Source organism: Pectobacterium atrosepticum (genome assembly GCA_019056595.1).
Taxonomy (GTDB): Bacteria; Pseudomonadota; Gammaproteobacteria; order Enterobacterales; family Enterobacteriaceae; genus Pectobacterium; species Pectobacterium atrosepticum.
On the sequence record CP036163.1, the window covers coordinates 2,352,037 to 2,374,302 of the forward strand.

At 54.1% G+C, this 22,266-nt stretch carries 18 protein-coding genes; 7 read left to right on the top strand and 11 right to left on the bottom strand.

Annotated elements, in window-relative coordinates:
- Positions 1-83 precede the first annotated feature (83 nt).
- From DCX48_11305 to DCX48_11315, 3 genes are all read left to right on the top strand, one after another.
- Positions 84-1,040, top strand: coding sequence for a 2-keto-3-deoxygluconate permease (locus DCX48_11305; protein QXE15048.1), 957 nt, complete (start codon positions 84-86; stop codon positions 1,038-1,040).
- 11 nt (positions 1,041-1,051) lie between these two features.
- Positions 1,052-1,888, top strand: a complete 837-nt coding sequence (locus DCX48_11310) for a 5-dehydro-4-deoxy-D-glucuronate isomerase (protein QXE15049.1) — start codon at positions 1,052-1,054, stop codon at positions 1,886-1,888.
- Between the two features lie 323 nt (positions 1,889-2,211).
- Positions 2,212-3,261, top strand: a complete 1,050-nt coding sequence (locus DCX48_11315) for an asparaginase (protein ID QXE15050.1) — start codon at positions 2,212-2,214, stop codon at positions 3,259-3,261.
- A 142-nt stretch (positions 3,262-3,403) separates the two neighbouring features.
- Here DCX48_11315 and DCX48_11320 read toward each other — a convergent pair whose 3' ends face one another.
- The 6 genes from DCX48_11320 to bioH all read right to left on the bottom strand — a co-directional run bounded on the left by DCX48_11320 (position 3,404) and on the right by bioH (position 11,790).
- Positions 3,404-4,687: an FtsX-like permease family protein gene (locus DCX48_11320; protein QXE15051.1), complete on the bottom strand. Its 1,284-nt coding sequence runs from the start codon at positions 4,685-4,687 to the stop codon at positions 3,404-3,406.
- Complete coding sequence (locus tag DCX48_11325; GenBank protein QXE15052.1) at positions 4,684-5,376, bottom strand: ABC transporter ATP-binding protein; 693 nt, start codon at positions 5,374-5,376, stop codon at positions 4,684-4,686. The genes DCX48_11320 and DCX48_11325 overlap by 4 nt, the downstream gene beginning before the upstream one ends.
- Positions 5,377-5,384: 8 nt before the next feature.
- Positions 5,385-5,864, bottom strand: a complete 480-nt coding sequence (locus tag DCX48_11330) for a hypothetical protein (GenBank protein QXE15053.1) — start codon at positions 5,862-5,864, stop codon at positions 5,385-5,387.
- A gap of 12 nt (positions 5,865-5,876) precedes the next feature.
- A complete protein-coding gene (locus tag DCX48_11335) occupies positions 5,877-7,622 on the bottom strand; it encodes an alkaline phosphatase (GenBank protein QXE15054.1) in 1,746 nt (581 codons plus the stop codon).
- Between the two features lie 94 nt (positions 7,623-7,716).
- A complete protein-coding gene (gene acrD, locus DCX48_11340) occupies positions 7,717-10,839 on the bottom strand; it encodes a multidrug efflux RND transporter permease AcrD (GenBank protein ID QXE15055.1) in 3,123 nt (1,040 codons plus the stop codon).
- Positions 10,840-11,022: 183 nt separating this feature from the next.
- On the bottom strand, positions 11,023-11,790 hold the full coding sequence (bioH, locus tag DCX48_11345; GenBank protein ID QXE15056.1) for a pimeloyl-[acyl-carrier protein] methyl ester esterase: 768 nt from the start codon (positions 11,788-11,790) through the stop codon (positions 11,023-11,025).
- 46 nt (positions 11,791-11,836) lie between these two features.
- Here bioH and gntX point away from each other — a divergent pair, with 46 nt between their 5' ends.
- Positions 11,837-12,538, top strand: coding sequence for a DNA utilization protein GntX (gene gntX, locus DCX48_11350; GenBank protein QXE15057.1), 702 nt, complete (start codon positions 11,837-11,839; stop codon positions 12,536-12,538).
- A gap of 60 nt (positions 12,539-12,598) precedes the next feature.
- Complete coding sequence (gene nfuA, locus DCX48_11355; protein QXE15058.1) at positions 12,599-13,174, top strand: iron-sulfur cluster biogenesis protein NfuA; 576 nt, start codon at positions 12,599-12,601, stop codon at positions 13,172-13,174.
- Between the two features lie 70 nt (positions 13,175-13,244).
- Here the strand turns inward: nfuA and DCX48_11360 are convergent, their stop codons facing one another.
- From DCX48_11360 to glpE, 5 genes are all read right to left on the bottom strand, one after another.
- Positions 13,245-15,320 (bottom strand): 4-alpha-glucanotransferase, encoded by a 2,076-nt coding sequence (locus DCX48_11360; protein ID QXE15059.1) that lies wholly within the window; start codon positions 15,318-15,320, stop codon positions 13,245-13,247.
- 21 nt (positions 15,321-15,341) lie between these two features.
- Entirely contained in the window at positions 15,342-17,864 is a 2,523-nt protein-coding gene (locus DCX48_11365) for a maltodextrin phosphorylase (protein ID QXE15060.1), read from the bottom strand.
- A 42-nt stretch (positions 17,865-17,906) separates the two neighbouring features.
- Positions 17,907-18,665 carry a DeoR/GlpR family transcriptional regulator gene (locus DCX48_11370; protein ID QXE15061.1) on the bottom strand — a complete coding sequence of 253 codons (759 nt, stop codon included), beginning with the start codon at positions 18,663-18,665 and terminating at the stop codon, positions 17,907-17,909.
- 24 nt (positions 18,666-18,689) lie between these two features.
- Positions 18,690-19,523: a rhomboid family intramembrane serine protease GlpG gene (glpG, locus tag DCX48_11375; GenBank protein QXE15062.1), complete on the bottom strand. Its 834-nt coding sequence runs from the start codon at positions 19,521-19,523 to the stop codon at positions 18,690-18,692.
- A gap of 68 nt (positions 19,524-19,591) precedes the next feature.
- Entirely contained in the window at positions 19,592-19,915 is a 324-nt protein-coding gene (glpE, locus tag DCX48_11380; GenBank protein ID QXE15063.1) for a thiosulfate sulfurtransferase GlpE, read from the bottom strand.
- A gap of 181 nt (positions 19,916-20,096) precedes the next feature.
- On the opposite strand from glpE, the gene DCX48_11385 reads away from it, so the two are divergent.
- Both DCX48_11385 and DCX48_11390 read left to right on the top strand, forming a co-directional pair.
- The gene (locus tag DCX48_11385) at positions 20,097-20,510 is read left to right on the top strand and encodes a VOC family protein (protein QXE17223.1); all 414 of its coding nucleotides are present in this window, start codon (positions 20,097-20,099) and stop codon (positions 20,508-20,510) included.
- A gap of 192 nt (positions 20,511-20,702) precedes the next feature.
- Positions 20,703-22,205: a glycerol-3-phosphate dehydrogenase gene (locus DCX48_11390; GenBank protein ID QXE15064.1), complete on the top strand. Its 1,503-nt coding sequence runs from the start codon at positions 20,703-20,705 to the stop codon at positions 22,203-22,205.
- The last annotated feature ends 61 nt before the right edge of the window (positions 22,206-22,266 follow it).

The window sequence follows — 22,266 nt, forward strand, 5'->3', positions numbered from 1 at the left end:
ATATTTATTTATTATACAAATAATCCACCTGTCTTTATTGACGGCGGGCTGAACATATTTCTATTTTTACAATGAGAACTGTTATGAAAATCAAACAAGCTATTGATAAAATCCCTGGGGGATTAATGCTGGTTCCGCTCTTTTTGGGCGCGTTCTGTAATACCTTTACGCCGGGGGCTGGGAAATTTTTAGGTTCTTTCAGTAACGGTCTTATTACTGGCACGATCCCTATTCTGGCAGTCTGGTTTTTCTGCATGGGCGCGTCCATTGAACTTAAAGCGACGGGTTCGATGCTGAAAAAATCAGGCGTTCTGGTGGTGACCAAACTCGCCACGGCATGGGTTGTTGCAATGATTGCGGGCGCATTCTTACCGGGAGACGGTATCCAAAACGGCTTGCTGGCTGGGATCTCCGTTCTTGCGCTGGTCGCGGCAATGGACATGACTAACGGTGGTTTGTACGCCGCATTGATGAACCAATACGGTTCGAAAGAAGAAGCGGGTGCCTTCGTGCTGATGTCTCTGGAATCCGGCCCGTTGATGACCATGGTCATTCTGGGTGCCAGCGGTATCGCCACCTTTGAACCTCAGTTATTTGTCGGTGCCGTACTGCCTTTCCTGATTGGTTTTACGCTGGGCAACCTTGACCCAGACTTGAGAAAGCTGTTCGGTAATTCAGTACAAACGCTGATCCCTTTCTTCGCCTTTGCATTGGGCAACACCATTAATTTATCGGTGATCCTCCAAACGGGCTTCGCAGGGATTTTCCTCGGCGTATTGGTCATTATTGTTACCGGTATTCCATTGATTCTCGCCGATAAGTTTATCGGCGGCGGTAATGGAACCGCGGGCATAGCCGCATCCAGCAGCGCGGGTGCCGCCGTTGCCACTCCCCTTCTGATCGCGAATATGGCGCCAGAGTTCGCTCCGGTTGCTCAACAGGCGACAGCGTTAGTCGCCACCAGCGTCATTGTGACGTCAGTATTGGTGCCCATCATTACGGCATTATGGGCAAAACGCTTTTCACCTAAACACGCATAAAAGGTAACAGAATGGACGTACGACAGAGTGTACACAGTGAGCATGCGAAAACGCTTGATACCACCGAGCTGAGAAAGAAATTTCTCATTGAGAAAATCTTCACGCCAAACCACTACACCATGACTTACAGCCACATCGACCGAATTGTTGTGGGTGGGATCATGCCGATAGATGGCGAGATAACGTTTGATGACGGCATCGGCAAACAATTTGGCGTGAACTATTTTCTTGAGCGGCGCGAACTGGGGCTGATCAATATCGGCGGCCCGGCAAAAATCGTTATCGACGGCACAAGCTATCAGGTTGGCAACGAGGAAGCGCTCTATATCGGGAAAGGAGCCAAGGCTTTAGCATTTAGTAGTCTGGACAAGGCAAAACCAGCAAAACTGTATTACAACAGCGCACCGGCTCATGCCGTTTACCCGACACGCATCATCACACAGGATGACGCCATCAAAGCACCGTTGGGAGACGTCACGACCTGCAACAAAAGGACGATTTGCAAATATCTGGTGCCGGAAGTGGTGGAAACCTGCCAGTTGAGCATGGGGTTAACGCGTCTGGAGGAAGGCAGCAACTGGAATTCAATGCCGACGCATACTCATGAACGCAGAATGGAAGTTTACTTCTATTTTGATATGGCGGAAGACACCATTGTTTTCCATATGATGGGCGAGCCGCATGAAACGCGTCATCTGGTGATGCATAACGAACAGGCTGTGATTTCCCCAAGCTGGTCGATTCACACCGGCGTCGGCACCAAAAACTACGCCTTCATTTGGGGCATGATCGGCGAAAACCTGACGTTTGACGATATGGATCATATCGCGATGTTGGATTTACGCTAATCCTCTCTAGCGCTACGCCAAGAGAGTAAGATGCAGCAGGGTGAACCACGTTCACCCTGCTTCTTTATGTTGCGCCAGCAATCTCGTGATGTAGTCATCCTGTTCTACCGGCACGGAGTCGTCCTGTCATTTGGCAGCACCGCTCATTCCACGTCGATGCCACAGCCCTCACCATTGCGGTGCAATATAGCCGCCAACGCCCCACGCCGTGCACCAAACCAAAGACTATCCGCAATTAATTAGCTGACTAACAGATAAGTTAACATTGGTATAGAAGTTGCTTTTGTTCTTGTATTCCCATACCAAAAAACAAGGACCTGCAAATGCAACTCTCATTTATCGCCCGCACCATCACCGCCGCTTGCCTGATGCTGTCGTCTCATGCGCTGCTAGCCGATGACGCCAAACCTGGCGTCACTATCTACGCTACCGGCGGCACCATTGCTGGAAAGGCAGAATCCAATACGGCCACGACAGGTTATAAGGCGGGCGCTATCGGCATCCAGGAACTGTTGAACGCCGTTCCGGCTATTGGCGATGTCGCTACGGTGACAGGCGAGCAAATCGCCAATACCGCCAGCGGAAATATCGATCAAGCGATTCTGTTAAAGCTATCCAAAGCGATTAACAAACAGCTAGGCGATTCAAATACGCACGGCGTCGTCATTACTCACGGCACCGATACGTTGGAAGAGACCGCGTTCTTTTTGGATCTGACGGTAAAAAGCGAGAAACCAGTGGTTGTCGTCGGCGCAATGCGTCCCGCCACCGCCATCAGCGCGGATGGTCCTATGAACCTGCTGGAAGCCGTCACGCTGGCAACCAGTAAGAACGCGGAAAAACGCGGCGCGCTGGTGTTGCTGAACGATCGCATCGGCTCCGCATTCTACACCACCAAAACCAATGCCACGGCGCTGGACACGTTCAAAGCCAATGAACAAGGCTATCTGGGCGCATTCTACGGCGGCGTTCCGCGCTTCTTTTATCAGCCTGCTGCCCCCGAAAACAAACCGTTCTTTGACGTAAGCAATAAGGACACGCTGGCGAAGGTCGACATTCTCTACGGCTATCAGGATCAAGACAGTGGTCTGCTGAATGCCGCCATTGAACAGGGCGCAAAAGGCATCATTATCGCGGGTAGCGGTAACGGTGCGACGCCCACGCGTATCAAAGAAGACATCAAGAAAGCGGTAGCCAAAGGCATTCCGGTGGTGATCAGTACGCGCACCGGCAGCGGCTATGTTACCGATAAGAAGAAAGACGGTGCGATCGGCAGCGGATTCTACAACCCACAAAAAGCACGCATTCTGCTTTCGCTAGCGCTGTCTAACGGCGACGACATCGAGAAAATCCGTACCTATTTCGAGCAGTAAGAGCGGGGTAAGCCGGAATAATAAGGTATCCCGCAGTGTCAGTCTGTCGAGATACCTTTCCAACGCAACGTATTATTTTCACTATGGATGCAAGCGTGCCCATCATTTCCGACGGCGCACGCCGTTATTCTCCGCTACGCACTTATTCCCCACGCAGTGCCGTTGCCGGAGACTGACGATAGGACAGCATGGCCGGAATCGTGAGGACGACAGCGGCCACCAGCAACAGGAGCAGAACGAAGTGGATGTCTTCCCATTCCAGCGTCACCGGCAGGACAAAGCCGCTTTTCTCGCTCATCACTACGGCAATAGCCTGTGCAGCAAGGTAGCCCAGACCGACACCCACTAGCACGCCGACACTCACCAGCGACATCAACCCACTCCAAATCAACGTGAAAATGCCGTAGCGCGGTGCGCCAAATGCACGGAGTGCGCCAATCTGTTTCTGCCGCTGCCGCAGATGGATAACCGCCACCATCGCGACGGCTACGCCCACTAATCCCTCCGTCCCCAGCGAGATATAGGTCAGCAGTTCGCGAATATCGCCCAGCATCGAGTACAGCTTCACCAACACTTCACCGGGGAACACTGCCAGCGTTGTGTTGCTGCGATATAGAGAACGCAGTTGATAAGCGCCAGCGATCGTTTTCGGTTTCACGACAATCGCAGGCAGTCCCGCCTGATGTTTGTGCTCATGTGCTTCCACATCACTATGATCGTCGTGATGCTCATCGTCGTGATCATGTGCTCCTTGCTCACTCGCATCATGGTCGTGTTCATCATGATGTGCATCTTCTGCATCATGCGGTGGATGGATCCCATGCACCCGCCACACGGCATTTACCGGCACCAGAATCGCTTTATCCCACGCGCTGCCGTCGGCAGGCAACACACCGACCACGGTGTAGATGACATCATCGTGCGCGTGCGCGCCTTCCGTTCCTATCTGACCATGAATAGGGCTAAATTTACTCCCCACAGTCAGCCCCGTTTGCGCGCCGACCACAGCCTCAAAGTCGTCGTTGAACATGCGTCCGGCAGTGAGTTGTCGCTTGCCGTTATCCGTGACCAGCGGCGGCGTGGTGCCGATAATCGGCATCCCCTGATAGAAATCACCAAATGCGACTGGTGCCGCCCATGCCACCAGCGGGTTTTTCTCTAAATCAGTCAGCACCTGCGCAGGAATCAAGGTCAACGCAGACGGTTGCAGGAACACGGACGACAGCACCAGTTGTGTTTCGCTTCCCGGCGCACCAATCACCAGATCGAAACGATCGGCCGCTTTGGCACTGCCCATGCGTAGCGCTCTTTCCTGCAAACTCACGGAAATACTTAATGCTGTCGCCATCGCGATCAGCAATACCACAACCAGCACACCCGGCCATAGCCGACGCCAGTCTACCCAGATAAGACGCCATGGAATCATGCAGGATCCTCCTGATACAGCGTGTCCGCCACGAGGCGTCCTTTTTCGAGTTGAATACAGCGCGACATCTGTGATGCCAAATGCGCATCGTGCGTAATGGCGATAAGCGTTGCACGGCTCTCTCGCGCCAGCGTCACCAGCAGGTCAGCGATCTGCTCACCGCTCTGCGCGTCCAAACTGGCTGTCGGTTCATCGGCAACGATGATGTCTGGATTGCTCAGCAAGGCTCTCGCGACAGCAACCCGCTGCTTCTCACCGCGTGATAACACCTCAACCGGGCGTTTTCCCGTATCCAGTCCGACCTGTGCCAGCAAATCTACCGCCCGCTGCCTGAGCGATGCAGGTATCCGCCAGTGGTGAAACTGCGCAGGCAGTAAGACGTTCTCTATTGCATTCAGACCGGGAAAAAGGTGGAAATCCTGCATCACCAGCCCAATGTGCTGCGCCCGCCAGCGGTCGCGTTCTGCTTCTTTCAACTGCCAGATATCCTGCTTTTCCCACTGCACTTGACCCGTTCCGCTGTGATCCATGCCAGTTATGGCATTCACCAGCGTGGTCTTACCGGAACCGGAAGGCCCCATCACAGCGACCCGTTCGCCAGAACGAATCGACAACGCGGGAATATCCAGCACGGCCTCTGACGTATCAGGAAAGGTCACACTCAGGTGTTGAATCAATAACTCAGCCATCAGCGCTCCTAAAGGGTATCGAACGTGGCTTCACGCAGTCGCAGCAGGCTGACGAAACCCGTTTCAGGATCGGTCCACGATCCATGCTCCAGCACACCTTCCACCTCAATCATGGTGTTGTTCTGTACGAAGGTCTGACGTTTGGCGAGATAGACGACGACAATATCTTCGGGCCAGTCCGCATCAGACGAGCAGAAGGGACATAGCGCCATCGGCATTTTAGTTAATACAAAGAATTGTGACTCCGCCTTGAGCGGCGGCGCCATAAAGCCGTGCATCTTTACCCGTTTACCGGAGAGCGCTTTGACGTCATTGGAGAATTCCAGACCCAGCACGCCGTAAGAGGCATACAGCTTATCGAAGGAGAGTTCAGACTGCGCAGCGTTCACCGGAGCGATACCACCGAGGAGCAGAAGCACCAGCACCGCACGCAGCCAAGAGAATAAAAGCGGGGTTGCCCCCGCTTTGCTACATTTCGCATTATTCATAGCGTCGTAGGGTTACTTTTTGTCTTGCGGTTTCACCGCCAGTGCATCAACAATCACGCGGAACAGATCGGTGTTTTCCATGTAACCACGAATGCGTTCTGCACCGGGGCCACTCGCCTGAATCACCATATCGTCAACGGCATGAACACCTGTATCGGAAGAGCGTGGCAGGATCCCTTCACGGAATACCGCACCCGGCACTTTCTCGTAGGCTTTGTTAGCAACGTATTCATCTTTTTCGTTCTTGATAGCAGGAACGAACTGACCATCCAGCTTCGGACGGAACGTTTCGTAATAGTCTGGGTAGTTGTTGAAGAACACCGCCAGACGCTTGGAGACGTTCAAATCATCCGGGTAGCCGTCTTTGTTGGCGTCTTTGTAGTTCGGATAGCCTGCGTCTTCATACACACCGACTTTCTCACGCATCTCGGTGCCCGGCTTGCTGTCATCTATCGTACCGATGATAGACAGACCGTGCGTATGGTCACCCGTGACGATAATCATCGTATCTGGGTTTTTCTCCACGAACTTTTTAGCGATCGCGACAGACTGATCCAGCATGATGGTGTTAGTAAACGCACGTTCCCAATCCAGCGGGTGAGATGCTTTGTCGATCAGCGCGGATTCCACCATCAGGAAGAAGCCGTCTTGGTTTTTGGACAGCACATCCAGCGCCGCCTGCGTCATTTCAGTCAGGTCAGGCTGGTTGGGGAATTTCTTGGCTACGTCGTTTTTCAGGAAACGACGATCCATCACACCATCCATATTGCCGGTGTGGAACAGCCCCAGCAGCTTGGTGGCCTGTGACGCGTTTTTCTTCAGTGAATCCGCATCGGTAACCAGTGAGTAACCCGCCTGCTGGAATTTCTCAACGTAGTTGGTTTCGTCTTTACGCTTTGAACCCGGCGTGCTTTTCGGCAGGAAGTAGGCAGAACCGCCGCCTAACATGACCGTAGGCTGCACGTTGTAGAACATCTCGACAATTTCGGCTTTATCCGCACGGCGGCGAGTGTGGGAAACCACAGCGGCTGGCGTCGCATCCTGAAGTTCAGCATCGCTGACGACACCGACAGACATCTTGGTAGAACGCGTTAGCAGCTCACCCAGCGTTTCCTGCTTCGGGTGATCCAGTGAGCTTTTGCTACGGCTGACGTACACACCCAGCGCATTCACACCGGATTTGTGACCGGTCATGTAAGCACTCATGGTGTTGGCGCTGTCGGCCGCGATGGAGTCAGTACTGGAAGTACCGCCAAACGCCATATATTGCAGGTCATCAATCGCCAGACGACCGTCAGCTTTCCCTTCCGTCACCCCTTTGGACAGGATGCGCGCGCCAGTACGGTGCGCAACGGACAGGCCATCGCCGATGAACAGAATGACGTTCTTGGCTTTACGCGTACCAGACGCTGAATAGACGTCCCAGTTCACCTGGGTCTTTTTGCCTTTGGCTTCCGCCTCTACCACGTACTTGCCTGCTTCTGGCAGGTTTACGTCTCGCAGCCAGACAGTGGAAGCGTTGCCGCCATCTTCACGCTCAACAAACGAGGCTGTTTTGCCCAGCACCTGCTGGTAATCTTTGCCGTTGATCAGAATGCGAATATCTTCCGGCTTGAGTACTTCATCAAACTCGACTTTAAAATCGAATTTCCCGCCCGCCAGCATGGTGGCGCGGTCAATGGGATAAATGGCCTGAGCCTGGACCATTCCCGGCAGCGCAGCAGAAATCAGTAAAGGCAGTAACCAGCGAGCTTTCATTGTTATGTCCTTGGTTGCGTAGTTTAGCAGGACATAACGTAGTTACCTTTTTTTACAGTTTGATGAATTTCACCATAAATTATTGCATCTGCACCTAATCCTGCTCCGTCACCTTCTCCTTTAGCGGAAAGCGACGGCGCACGACGACAAAGAACAGCGGTACAAAGAAGATGGCGAGGAAGGTGGCGGCTAGCATGCCGCCGATCACGCCCGTTCCCACCGCATGCTGGCTGGCAGAACCCGCACCGCTGCTGGTCGCCATCGGTAACACACCGAAGATAAACGCCAGTGACGTCATCAAGATAGGCCGCAACCGCTGGCGGGAAGCCTCCAGCGTGGCCTCAACCAGATCCTTTCCTTTCTGGTTCATCTCGTTGGCGAATTCCACAATCAGGATGGCGTTCTTCGCCGATAGCCCGACCACCGTCAGTAGCCCAACCTGAAAATAGACATCGTTTTCCAGACCGCGCGCCCAGGTCGCCACCAGCGCCCCGAGTACGCCCATCGGCACCACCAGCATGACGGAGAACGGCACAGTCCAGCTTTCATACAACGCAGCCAGACACAAGAACACCACCAGCAGCGAAATCGCATACAGCGCCGGAGCCTGCGCCCCGCTTAGGCGCTCCTGCAAAGACATCCCCGTCCACTCCACCCCAAAGCCTTCCGGCAGCTTCTCCACCAGCGATTCCATAATATTCATCGCCGTACCGGTACTGACGCCCGGCGTGGCCTCGCCGACAATTTCCAGCGACGAATAGCCGTTGTAGCGTTCAAGGCGCGGCGATCCCGTTTCCCAGACAGTCTGTGCAAACGCGCTGAACGGCACCATGCCGCCGCTGTTATTACGCACATACCATTTACTGATATCGTCCGGCAGCATGCGGAATTTCGCTGCCGCCTGCACGTAGACTTTCTTCACGCGGCCACGATCAAGGAAGTCATTCACATAGGTCGACCCCCAGCCCGTTTTCAGCGTGCTGTTAATGTCGTCTACCGATACGCCCAGCGCCTGTGCTTTGCGCTGATCGATATGAATCCGCAGTTGCGAACTGTCATCCAGACCGTTATGGCGCACACGCGTCAGTTCACGGTTACTGTCAGCCATATTCAGCAGTTGATCCCGCGCGGCCATCAGCGCATCGTGCCCCAACCCACCGCGATCCTGTAACCGCATAGCGAAGCCCGCAGCGCTGCCCAAACCGTTGATAGACGGTGGGCTGCTGGCGAACACGCGAGCTTCCTTGATCTTGCGAAATTCTTTAGTGGCGCGTTCGATGACGGCAAACGAACTGCTCTCCGGCGTGGTGCGTTCGTTCCAGTCTTTAAGGCTCACAAACAGCCGCGCCACGTTCTGCCCATTTCCGCCCGGCCCTGAGCCGATGGTGGAAAACACGGATGTCACCGTGTCTTTTTCCTGCGTAAGGTAATACTGCTCGATTTTGTTGACCACCTGTAAGGTCTGCTGTTGCGTCGCCCCAGGTGGAAGCTGTACCTGAGTCGTGAACACGCCCCGATCTTCCTGTGGCAAAAACGAGGTTGGCAGCCGGAAAAACAGGAAAGCCATAATCCCGATAATACCCATATAAAGCAGCAGCCAGCGTCCGCTGTTTACCAATATCTTGCCGACGCCACGCTCATAGCCCAGCGACGTGCGGGTAAAGCTCCGGTTAAACCAGCCGAAGAAACCTTTACGGCCGTGGTGCTGGCCTTTGGCGAGCGGCTTGAGCAGCGTCGCACACAGTGCAGGCGTCAGAATCATCGCCACCAGCACCGACAGAATCATTGACGTCACAATCGTGATGGAGAACTGACGATAAATCGCCCCCGTGGTGCCGCCAAAGAAAGCCATCGGCACAAACACAGCGGACAGCACCAGCGCAATCCCGACCAGCGCCCCCTGCACCTGCCCCATCGATTTTCGCGTCGCTTCACGTGGCGATAGCCCTTCTTCGCTCATTACCCGCTCTACGTTTTCAACCACCACGATGGCGTCGTCCACCAGCAGGCCAATCGCCAGCACCATCGCGAACATTGTCAGCGTGTTCAGGCTAAAGCCGAAGGCATACAGCACAGCAAACGTACCGAGCAACACCACCGGCACTGCAATCGTGGGAATCAGCGTGGCGCGGAAATTCTGCAAAAACAGGTACATCACCAGAAAGACCAGCAGCACCGCTTCAAATAGCGTTTTCACCACATCAGTAATGGAGGCTTTCACAAAAGGGGACGTTTCGAAGGCAATTTTGGCTTCCAGCCCGTGGGGGAAGTAATGTGACAGTTCTTCGATGCGTTCTCTGACGCGCTTATCAGTTTCCAGTTCGTTAGCGCCAGACGCTAACTTAACGCCCAGCCCAGATGCAGCCTGACCGTTAAAGCGGCTGAGAAAATCATAGCGTTCGGCACCGAGTTCCACTTCCGCAACATTGGCCAGCGTGACGGCAGACCCATCTTGATTGACGCGCAGCGTGATATCACGGAACTGTTGCGGCGTCTGTAGCAGAGATTGTGCGTTGATCGTGGCGTTAAGCGCCTGATTATCCACCGACGGTACACCGCCAACTTGCCCTACCGAAACCTGACTATTTTGCGATTCGATAGCCCGCACAACGTCGCTGGTCGTCAGCGAATAATCCATCAGTTTGGCTGGGTCCAACCAAATGCGCATCGCATACTGCGATCCATAGGAATCGACCTCGCCCACCCCGCTGATGCGGCTGATCGGCTCCTGAATATTCGTCGCGACATAATCGGAGATATCCTGTTTGTCCATGCTGCCATCAGTAGAGACAAACGCGACCATCAGGATATTGGTGTCGCCGGTTTTACTTACGGTGACGCCCTGCTGCTGCACGTCCTGCGGCAGCTTACGGGTAGCGGATTGAAGTTGATTTTGCACCTGCTGACGGGCTTCATCGGGGTCGGTGCCCGCTTCGAAGGTCAGCATGATTCGGGCCTGCCCGGTATTGCTGCTGTCCGAGGACATGTACATCAGGTTATCCAGCCCGGTCATGCTCTGCTCGATAACCTGTGTCACGGTATTTTCCAGCGTCTGTGCCGACGCACCGGGATAGCTAGCCGTGATCCTTACGCTAGGCGGAGCCAGATCGGGGTATTGTTCTAGCGGTAATGACTTGATCGCCAACATACCGCACAGGCTGAGAAGGATAGCCAGCACCCACGCAAAAATAGGACGGTCGACAAAAAAGTTCGCCATCTCTTCTACACTCCTCAGCCATATTTTAATGTGGCTGCTTCATGAGCAGCCTACTTATGTTCGATCAGAACTGGATTCACTAACCCCAGAGAAAAACCCTGTATATAGGGTGCTGAATTACCTTAACTGCCAGCGTCGGCTAAATCGTGGAGAAATTGAGGAGAAAATGTAAATTATCGTCGGCTACGCCTGAGCGAACGCGATGACCTGCTCGGTAAAAGCATCAGGATGCGAGATAAACGGCGCATGCGCGGCTTTTGGCATCACCACCGACGTCGAATTCGGCCACTCATCATCCAGCCGCCCTGCCACCTTGCGCGGCACTAATCCGTCTAACGCGCCATAGAGCCGCAGGAGCGGCACGGTCAAGTCGGCTAACGGCTGGCGTAAATCCGCTTCACGCAAAATTTCCAGTCCGCCGTTCAGCACGTCAACTGACGGCATCGGCTGTTCCAGTACCACACTTTTTAGCAGTCTTGCATCCTGCCGTGCGTTCTCCGTTCCCAGCGTTTGCAGCGCCAGAAACCGCTCGACCGTGCGCTGAAAATCTTCGCTGAGCTGCTGCTGAAAGCCCTGTAAGACGTCCGGTTTGATACCCGGCCAGTCATCCTGCGCGCTGAAGCAGGGCGACGACGCCACGGTAATCAGTTTTTCCACCCGCGAAGGTGCGCTCAGCGCAATTTGACTGGCAACCAATCCACCCAGTGACCACCCCAGCCAAACAGCACGTTCCGGTGCCTGCGTCAGCACAATGTTCGCCATGTCACTCAGAGGCATCGGCCCGAACCCCTGACTTCTGCCATAGCCCGGCAGATCGACCAGATGCAGACGAAAATGCGGAGCGAGTCGCACAACCATGCTCTGCCATACCTGCGCATTCAATCCCCATCCGTGCAGCAACACAAGATCCGTATTTCCTGCGCCTTCGGTCTGCCAATACAACGCTGCCATCCGTTATCTTCCTTTCTCAGGGAAAAACCGTATTTAGGGAAAGAATATGTTAACCATCGCAGCACGCTGCTGGCTATGTTTATTGCCGCTTCACCGCAGCCAGCAGGGAATTTGTTCGTACTGTCAGCGTCATTTTCCCCGTTTTCCCACCTGCTGTCCGCGTTGTGGTTTGCCCACAGGCGACATAACACGTCAGTGCGGGCGCTGTCTGCAAGACCCGCCGCCTTGGCAATCGATGACCTTTATCAGCGACTACGCGCCGCCGTTCAACACGCTGCTTAAGCATTTCAAGTTTCACGGTAAAACCGAACTGGCAGCAGTACTCGCGCGACAGCTGTTATTACGCTGGCAAATGACCTATCGCGAGCGAAAGCTCACTGGGCAGGTTCCCCTATTCCGCCCCGATCGTCTGTTCACCGTTCCCCTGCACCGAAATCGCCAGTGGCATCGCGGTTTCAATCAGACCGAACTGCTCGCTCGCCCTCTCGCGCACTGGCTGAACTGCGCTTACGACCCACGCGAGTTGCAGCGCACGCGACGCACGCCGTTACAGCAAACGCTCAGCGCCAGCGCGCGGCGAAGAAATCTGCGAGGTGCATTTTCCTGTGATGTTCCGCTGTCCGGGCAGCAGGTGGTTTTACTGGATGATGTGGTGACGACGGGCAGCACCGCAGCCGAAATCAGCAGGCTGTTGCTGGCTCAAGGCGCGGCGGGCGTTCAGGTCTGGTGTTTGTGCCGAACCTTGTAGTCAGGGGGAGGATGGGCGTATTATAACCGATAAGTGCAGTCAACTATCGAGCTTACTATTATGATCCGTATTACCGATGCTGCTCAGGAGCATTTCCTGAAACTGTTGGCAAAACAGGAAGAAGGCACACAGATTCGCGTATTTGTTATCAATCCAGGTACGCCAAACGCCGAGTGCGGAGTTTCTTACTGCCCACCGGATGCCGTAGAAGCCAGCGATACCGTAGTGAAGTTTGAAAAAATTTCCGCTTACGTGGACGAGCTTAGCTCCCCTTATCTGGAAGACGCTGACATCGACTTCGTGACCGACCAGTTAGGTTCTCAGCTCACGCTGAAAGCGCCAAACGCCAAAATGCGTAAAGTGGACGACAGCGCCCCGCTGATGGAACGCGTTGAGTATGTGCTGCAATCGCAGATCAACCCACAGCTGGCTGGCCACGGCGGCCGCGTGACGTTAATGGAAATTACCGATAACGGCTTGGCGATCCTGCAATTTGGCGGCGGTTGTAACGGCTGTTCTATGGTCGACTTCACGCTGAAAGAAGGGATCGAGAAAGAGCTGCTGGAGAAATTCCCCGAGCTGAAAGGCGTGAGAGATCTCACCGAACACCAGCGCGGCGAGCACTCTTACTATTAATCCTCTACCCTGCTAATTTATCTTTGCTTTTCCTCCCAGACTCAGGGGAGGAAAAGTGTTCGTTCTGTTGTTAGGCTTTTTGCGTTTTCATCGGCGCGCCGCGGCGTAAATCCACATCCCGAACCAGTCGTTCAAGGCAGCGGTCAGCAAAGATCGATTCCAACGGACGCGTCAGTTTGCGCCGCCAGTTGGGGTATTCACGATTGGTGCCCGGTACATTGACTGGTGTGGCCATATCTAGCCAATCTTCCAGCTGAAACCCAACCAGTGCACATGCACTATCCGCGACATAACGGTGAACACCACGGCTCAGCGGTGTGCCCATCGTCGTTAGCGCCGAGTTGCGGCCAACACGCTGCGGTAGTAATCCAAATTCGTGCAACGCATTGAGCAGCCCCTGTTTCGCTTTCTCACGTTGCTGCATCTGCTCCTGCAACAACGACTCCGCAGGGTAAAGCCCTAGCTCGCGCCCAAGCGATAAATCCACCGTTTGCCAGTAGCCGCGCAGCGTTGGAAGGTCGTGGGTGGTGATGGTTGCCATCGCCTGACGTGGATAATCTTCGGGTGCACGGAAGTGATTCTCTTCGTCCTTTTCAAAGAACAGCACCTTGTAGGAATAGATACCGTAGTCATGCAGTTTACTGACAATTTCCGGCGGCACGGTGCCTAAATCCTCACCGATAATCAGGCAGCGATGACGCTGGCTTTCCAGCGCCAGCACCGCCAGCAGATCGTCAACCGGATAATGCACATAAGCCCCGCTGCCCGCCGACTCCGCTTTGGGGATCCACCACAGGCGTAAAAGCGCCATCACATGATCGATGCGCAATGCACCGCAGTGCGCCATGTTGCTACGCAGTACGTCGATAAAAGGTTGATAGCCCCGAAGCTGCATCATGGTGGGGTTCATCGGTGCAAGCTGCCAATTTTGCCCCTGCGGCCCAAGCGGATCCGGCGGTGCCCCGATAGAAGCATCAAGACAATATAGCTGTCGTTCGTCCCACGTTTCCGCGCCGCCCTGTGCAACGCCAACGGCTAAATCGCGATACAGGCCTAACGGCAGGCCAAGCTGCTTACTGTGCGCATAACAGTCCGCTAATTGCTCATGCGCCATCCATTGTAGCCAGCTGTAGAACGTAATCTCATCGCTGTTTTCACGGCGGAATGACTTCACTGTCTCACTGTGCACATCATGATAGCTGGCGGGCCACTGGTGCCAGTCCGCATAATTCTCGCCCTGCTTTTTCAGGTAGGCCTGCAACGCATCAAACGTCGCCTGGAGTTGCAGGCTCTGCCCGCCGCTGACGACAAATTGACGAAAGGCGCTAATACGCGGATCCAGAGTACTACGGGTAGTAAAGTAACGAAACGCCAGCCGCAAGGCAGCCAGCTTAAGCTGCGTAACCGGTTCATAATCGACCCAGCGACCCGCCCGCAGCGATGTGATCGCACTTTGCGTCTCCTCACGGTGCCACCACGCCTGCGCTTCCGCGCTCTGCTGGAAATCATCAACTCGATTCACATCGATATAAATAATGTTCAGCCAGTGGCGGGATGAAGGACTGTAAGGACTTGCAGCCTCTGGCAGCGCGGGATACAGAGAATGCAGTGGGTTCAACCCCACGAAGGCACCGCCACGCCGGGCAATTTGTTCTACCAGTTGGCGCAGATCGCCGAAATCCCCCACGCCCCAGTTGTTCTGCGAGCGCAAGGTGTAAAGCTGGACGGTAACGCCCCACCAGCGTTTTCCCTGCTGTAAGGCTTCGGGTTCATAGCAACGGTGCGGCGCGACAATAATCCGGCAGCTCCAGCGCTGGTCGGCCTGCGTCAGCGTCAGGTAGTGGTAGCCCAGCGGCAGCACGCCCGGCAGAGCCAGCGTTGAGCCGCCCGTTATCTGCCCTTGAATTTGCCCGCCATTTTCATACATCAGCGTCCAGAAGTATTCACCATGACCAGCAAGCTTGATGACCGCATCCCGGCCTTGCAAAAAGACACGAACAGGCGGCAAGGGCGCATTGCCGCTATCAGAAACGTCCATCATTTCCTGAATCTGATTGATGATTGCGGCCGCAACAATGTGCTCTTTGCCATAGGCATCGGTATAGCTTTCCGCGATGCCTGTCTGTTGGCTTGCCAGTTTATCCACCTTGAATACCCTCTCCTTTTCCTAACGATGCGCCTGCCAAATGCGCGTCTGGTAATCATGAATCGCTCTGTCCGAACTGAACATCCCCATTCTGGCAGTATTCAGCACACAACGGCGCGTCCATTCATCCGGCTCACGGTAAAGCGCATCAACACGCTGCTGCACCTCACAATACGGTGCAAAATCGGCCATTAACATATAGGGATCGCCCAGTTTCAGCAGGCTATCCAGCAGCGGGGCAAACGCGTCTTTATCACCCTGACTGAACGCGCCGCTCGCCAACTCGTTCAGTATTTCACGCAGCAGCGGCGTCACAGCAAGGTAGTCAGACGGCTTGTAGCCCTGAGCCTGTAACGCTTTGACCTGTTCCACGGTGTGGCCGAAAATGAACAGATTGTCTTCGCCGACCTGCTGCGCCATTTCTACATTCGCCCCGTCCAACGTACCGACGGTCAACGCCCCGTTCAGCGCCAGCTTCATATTGCCAGTACCGGACGCTTCTTTACCTGCCGTCGAAATCTGCTCAGACACATCAGCAGCAGGAATCATCCGTTCAGCCAGCGATACACGATAGTCCGCCGGGAAGATGACCTTTAGGCGATCGTTAACGCGGCGATCTTGGTTAATGACTGCAGCGACCCGGTTAATGGCATAAATGATGTTTTTCGCTAATACATAGCCCGGTGCGGCTTTGGCACCGAACAAAAAGACGTGCGGCACTATATCCAGATGCGGATTGTCACGCAATTGACGATATAGCGCGAGAATATGAAGTAGATTCAAATGCTGACGCTTGTATTCATGCAATCGCTTGATTTGCACGTCAAACAGCGCCTGTGGATCGACCACGATGTCATACTGCTGGCGGAGATAGGTCGCCAGCTGCGTTTTATTATCGGCCTTAATTTGTCGATAACGCTCACGAAAGCCAGCATCGTCAGCATAGGGTTCCAGCCCTTGCAGCGCAGGCAAATCATTCACCCACGGCGTATACAGCGTGTCGTCGATCAACGCAGACAGCGCCGGATTACACTGCTTCAACCAGCGGCGTGGCGTAATACCGTTGGTGACGTTGTGGAATTTGGTCGGCCACAACTGGTGATATTCAGGGAACAGATCTGTTACCACCAGCGCCGAGTGCAGTGCCGCCACACCGTTGACGGCAAAGCAGCTCACGACGCACAGGTTCGCCATGCGAATCTGGCGCTGGTGGCGGATGGCCAGCTTCGCCCATACTAGCCGATCGCCGGGCCACTTGTCCTCGACCTGCGCCCTAAACTGCGTATCAATCTGTCGGATAATCGACAGGTGGCGAGGAAGCAGGCGGCTAAACAGCCGTTCATCCCAGCGCTCAAGCGCTTCCGGCATCAATGTATGGTTGGTATAGGCAAAAGTGCGTCCGGTTATCGACCAGGCTTCATCCCACGACATCTGATGCTCATCCAGCAGCAGACGCATCAATTCAGGGATCGCCAGCGTTGGGTGAGTATCATTAAGCTGGATGACTTCATAATCCGGCAACGCAGATAACGCACGCCCCGCGTTAAGGTGGCGGCGCAGGATGTCAGCTACCGAACAGGCACAGTGGAAATACTGCTGCATCAGGCGCAAGCGTTTGCCTGCCGTATGATTGTCATTCGGGTACAGCACGCTAGTCAGGCTGGCGGCGGAAATGCCCGCCTGCGCCGCACGCAGATAGTGACCTTCATTGAATAAGGTTAGATCAAACGGGTCACGATGCGTGGCACGCCACAGGCGCAGCGGCTGCGCGGCACCGTTGTGATAGCCAATCACCGGTAGGTCACAGGCCTCACCCCTGAAAACCGTATCAGGCAACCAGCGCAGGCTCCCGTCGGTTTGGGGTTGCAAACGCCCGCCAAACCCAACATCCACCGCCAGATCCGCTCGCGGTAAAAGCCACGGGTAGGTGTCACGTTGCCAGTCATCGGCCGTTTCCTGCTGCTGTTCTTGCGCAAAATGCTGACGAAACAGACCATACTGGTAATTGAGGCCGTAACCCGTTGCAGGCTGCCCCACCGTCGCCATTGAATCCAGAAAGCAAGATGCCAGCCGACCTAATCCACCGTTGCCTAAACCCGGATCGGTTTCCTGCTCCAGAATATCACTCAGGTTCAGCCCTTGCTCGGCCAGCGCGGTGGCTACCGCGTCATACCAGCCCAGATTCAGCAGATTGTTGCCCGTCAGGCGGCCGGGCAAAAACTCCATCGAGAGGTAGTTCACATGGCGCTGAGGTGTATTGGAAGCAGGAGGCGTTGGCGATGCGGTGTGCGTCAGCAACTGTTCTGCCAGCGCAAGGCTGACGGCACGCCAGCACTGCACCGGTGTCATCGCCTTCAGGGAAGCAACGCCACCGAGCCGCTGCTGACGAAGCAGCGAGGCGGCAAACTGTGGTGCATCAAAAGCGATGGCAGAATGAGTGGGGGAAACGGGTTGCGTCAAAGCATCTGACTTTTTTGCAGCCACTGAACGTTTTGACAATCCTGACTTTTCTGAAGAACCAGACTTGTTTGAAGAATCTGACATCGTGCCTCCTCCTTTGTCCATCATGGAAAAGGCACATCGGACTTAACACAACTCCAACTGTACCTTATGTTGTTCAATGATTTTCAGTACGCTGGGTGGTGGTGACTGGTCGGTAAAAAGATAGTCGATCAAATCCATGTTACCCAAATTCACCATCGCATTGCGGCCGAACTTGGAATGATCTGTCACCAGCATGACGCAGCGAGAATTTTCAATAATCGCCCGTTTTGTACGCACTTCATGGTAATCAAACTCCAGTAATGACCCATCCATGTCAATACCGCTGATGCCCAAAATGCCGAAATCCAGACGGAACTGAGAGATAAAATCGAGCGTCGCCTCCCCCATAATACCGCCATCGCGGGTCCGCACTTCGCCACCAGCCAAAATCAGGCGAAAATCCTCTTTTGCAGTCAGCAGTGTTGCCACATTCAGGTTATTGGTGACCACACGCAGATCCTTATGCTGCATCAGCGCATAGGCCACCGCTTCGGGCGTGGTGCCGATGTCGATAAACAAGGTAGCCCCGTCTGGAATCTGGCTCGCCACCCGACGGGCAATGCGCGCTTTTTCATCCGACCACATCATTTTACGGTCATGATAAGCCGTGTTAACTGAACTGGACGGCAAAGCCGCACCACCGTGGTGACGATGGATTTTATTCTGTTCAGCCAGATCGTTCAGATCGCGACGGATGGTCTGCGGGCTCACCGCAAAATGATCCACCAGTTCTTCAGTACTGACATACCCCTGCCGACGCACCAGTTCAATAATGGCGTCATGCCGTTGTGTCTGCTTCACATTTATCCCCTAAGACGCCCCGATTTACCGAGGGTTTGTTTTATTATACGTGTCCCAAAAGGCCATCAATAGCCCGACAATCAGCCCTGCCACATGCGCCGCATTCGCGATCGACATGCCTAAAATATCGAAATATCCGGCGACCAGCCACAGTAAAGCGAAGGCCATCAGACTGCGCGGCATGGATAAATAGCCGTCAGGCTCTCTTTCCCCTCGAAGCCAGACATACCCCATCAGGGCATAAACAACGCCGGACAGGCCACCAAAATAGGTGCCGCTACACCAGGATTGCGCCCAGCCGCTAACCAGCGCAGAAACCAGCGCGATGACCAACAGCTTGCCGGTTCCCAACACTTTTTCAACCGGCCCCCCCAGATACCACCACCACATCAGATTGAACAAAATATGCAGCAGAGAAAAGTGCAACAAAGCATGACTAAACCAGCGCCACAGCTGTAGTTGCTGTCCTTCTGCTGGGAACGCGAGCCACGTCATCACGCTCTCATAACCTGAAACTTGCATCAGGATGAACACCGCAATCGTCACGACCATCACGGATAACGTCAGCGGCCCTGCTTTTTGCTTCAGCGTTTGCAGGTAAGAATAACGCTGGTATTGAATACCAGTATCCATCGATCCCGTTTGCCAGCTCGCCGCCAGATAGCGCGGGTTTGTCGGGTCGCGCAGAAAAATCTCCAGCGCTTCCTGAACCTTGCCCAGTTGGGTTTCATCTTCCAGCCACAGTTCAGCCTCATGCCCTTGAGGCCGCATCTCCAGATAGACCTGCTGCGTACGCATGTAATCAACAAATGCCTGAGCCAGACGCGGGTTGGAGAGAGCAATAACGCGAATCATCATAGCGGAAAGCGCCAGTTGGTAGGTTGGGTTAGGAACATGATAATAATGATTATTTCATCGTCATGCGATCAGACTTGCGCCTGCGTGTCTTGCGGGTAGCGATGTTGCCAGGCTTCAAAGCCACCATCGATACTGTACACCGAATCGAACCCCTGACTAATCAGGTACTGTGCGGCATTGCGGCTGCTAATCCCGTGGTAGCAAATCACCATGACGGGTGCTTCGAAGTTAGCTCCACGCACAAAGTCAGGCAGCGTTTCGTTCGTCAGGTGCGTCGCGCCGGGAACATGGGCGACGGCAAAGCTCTGTGGATCGCGAATATCAACGACAACGCCCCCTTCCTGCCAGCGGGAATGGGCTTGCTCAATACTAATAGCTTCAAATTGTTCCATCGAAAGTGACAACCTTGTTAATAATGGACAGGGTGTTAGTAACAACTGGCGTCATTGTAACCCGCCTTCGGCGGCATAAAACCTATGTGATTATAAGGTTATTTATAAAAACAGGGGTTCATTAACGTGAGTCATGACGACAAAAAATGGTAACGATATGACACAGACCTACTGGAACCGCATGGTGCCTGAACTTACAGTGACAGACTTTTCCACCTCGCTGCATTTCTACGTGCACATACTCGGCTTCACCATAACGATCCGCCGTGAGAATCCAGATTTTGTCTATCTCAGTCTGGGCGAAGCACAGCTAATGCTGGAAGCGTTTCACGATGGAGGATGGAATACGGGAGATCTCGTCAAACCTTTGGGACGGGGTATCAATCTTCAGATAGAGGTGGACGACGTGATGCCGTTATTGGACAGTCTGGCGCATCATCACATTCCGCTTTACCGACCACTCAAAGATAACTATTACACAATAGAAACCAGCAAAGACGCGACAGGACCACGCGAAGCATGCCAGCGAGAGTTTTTAGTTCAGGATCCCGATGGTTATCTCTTACGCTTCAGCCAGTATATCGAGCAACCGTAGCTCCCTACCCGGCTATGCCGCCAAAAATAGCCCTAATAACCCTTACTTTAATGTGACAACTATCATCATATTGTTAGCTTCATCACGCATAAATGTTTTTATTTGGTTAACCATTAGCTGATTTGTTTGTTTTCGATTATTATAATGCTCGAAAACGAACATTTTGATTTATTCGAGGGTGGAGGAAGAAACGTGGAAACCAAAGATCTCATCGTTATCGGCGGCGGAATTAACGGTGCAGGCATCGCCGCAGATGCGGCTGGGCGAGGGCTATCAGTCCTGTTGTTGGAAGCGCAGGATCTTGCCTGTGCCACGTCCTCTGCCAGCTCTAAGCTGATTCACGGCGGCCTGCGCTACCTTGAGCACTATGAGTTTCGTTTGGTCAGCGAAGCACTGTCTGAACGCGAAACGCTGCTGAAAATGGCTCCGCACATTATTTTCCCAATGCGCTTTCGTTTGCCCCATCAGCCGCACCTGCGTCCAGCCTGGATGATTCGTATCGGCCTGTTCATGTATGACAACATTGGCAAACGCGTCAGCCTGCCTGCCAGTAAGGGACTGAAATTCGGTGCAGATTCCGTTCTTAAGCCTGAGTTGAAGCAAGGCTTTGAATATTCTGACTGCTGGGTGGACGATGCGCGTCTAGTGGTGTTAAACGCGCAGGAAGTGGCAAAACGCGGCGGAGAAGTCCGCACCCGCACCAAAGTTACCCGCGCTCGCCGTGAACAAGGCGTGTGGATTGTGGATGCCGTTGACTCACTGACCGGCGAAACCTTCACCTGGCGTGCCAAAGGCCTGGTGAATGCGACCGGCCCGTGGGTGAAAGAATTCTTTGATGACGGCTTACAGCTGAAATCGCCTTACGGCATCCGTTTGATCAAAGGCAGCCACATCGTGGTGCCAAGAGTCCATAACCAGCCGCAGGCGTATATTCTGCAAAACAAAGATCACCGTATTGTATTCGTGATCCCGTGGCAGGATGACTACTCGATCATCGGTACGACCGACGTAGAGTACAAAGGTAATCCGCACGATGTGAAGATCGATGACAACGAAGTCGGCTACCTGCTGGATGTGTATAACGACCATTTCAAACAGCAACTTACGCGTGACGATATCGTCTGGACTTACTCCGGCGTGCGCCCACTGTGCGATGACGAGTCCGATTCTCCACAGGCGATTACCCGTGATTACACGCTGTCGGTAGACGATGACAACGGTCAGGCTCCACTGCTTTCCGTGTTTGGCGGCAAGCTGACGACGTACCGTAAACTGGCAGAGCACGCGCTGGACAAGCTCCACAAATACTATCCTCAGGCGGGTAAAGCCTGGACGAAAGATGCGGTACTGCCGGGCGGTGATATCGCTGGCACGCGTGATGACTACGCCGCCGCGCTGCGTCGCCGCTTCAATCTGCCTGAATCACTGACGCGCCGTTACAGCCGTACCTACGGTTCAAACAGCGAACTGATTCTGGCAAACGTGAAAGGCCTCAGCGATCTGGGTGAAGATTTCGGTCATGACCTGTATGAAGCCGAACTGCGCTATTTGGTCGAGAAAGAATGGGCGGTCACGCTGGACGACGTCATCTGGCGCCGCACCAAACTGGGCATGCGCTTTGATGACGCGCAGAAACAACGCATCAGCGACTGGTTAGTCAGCTACCGCCAACAACAGATGGCAAAAGCGGGTTAATCGTTCCTATCTTTACTTCTCGATCAGGCACCCTGATCGAGAAGCCTCCCCACTATAAATA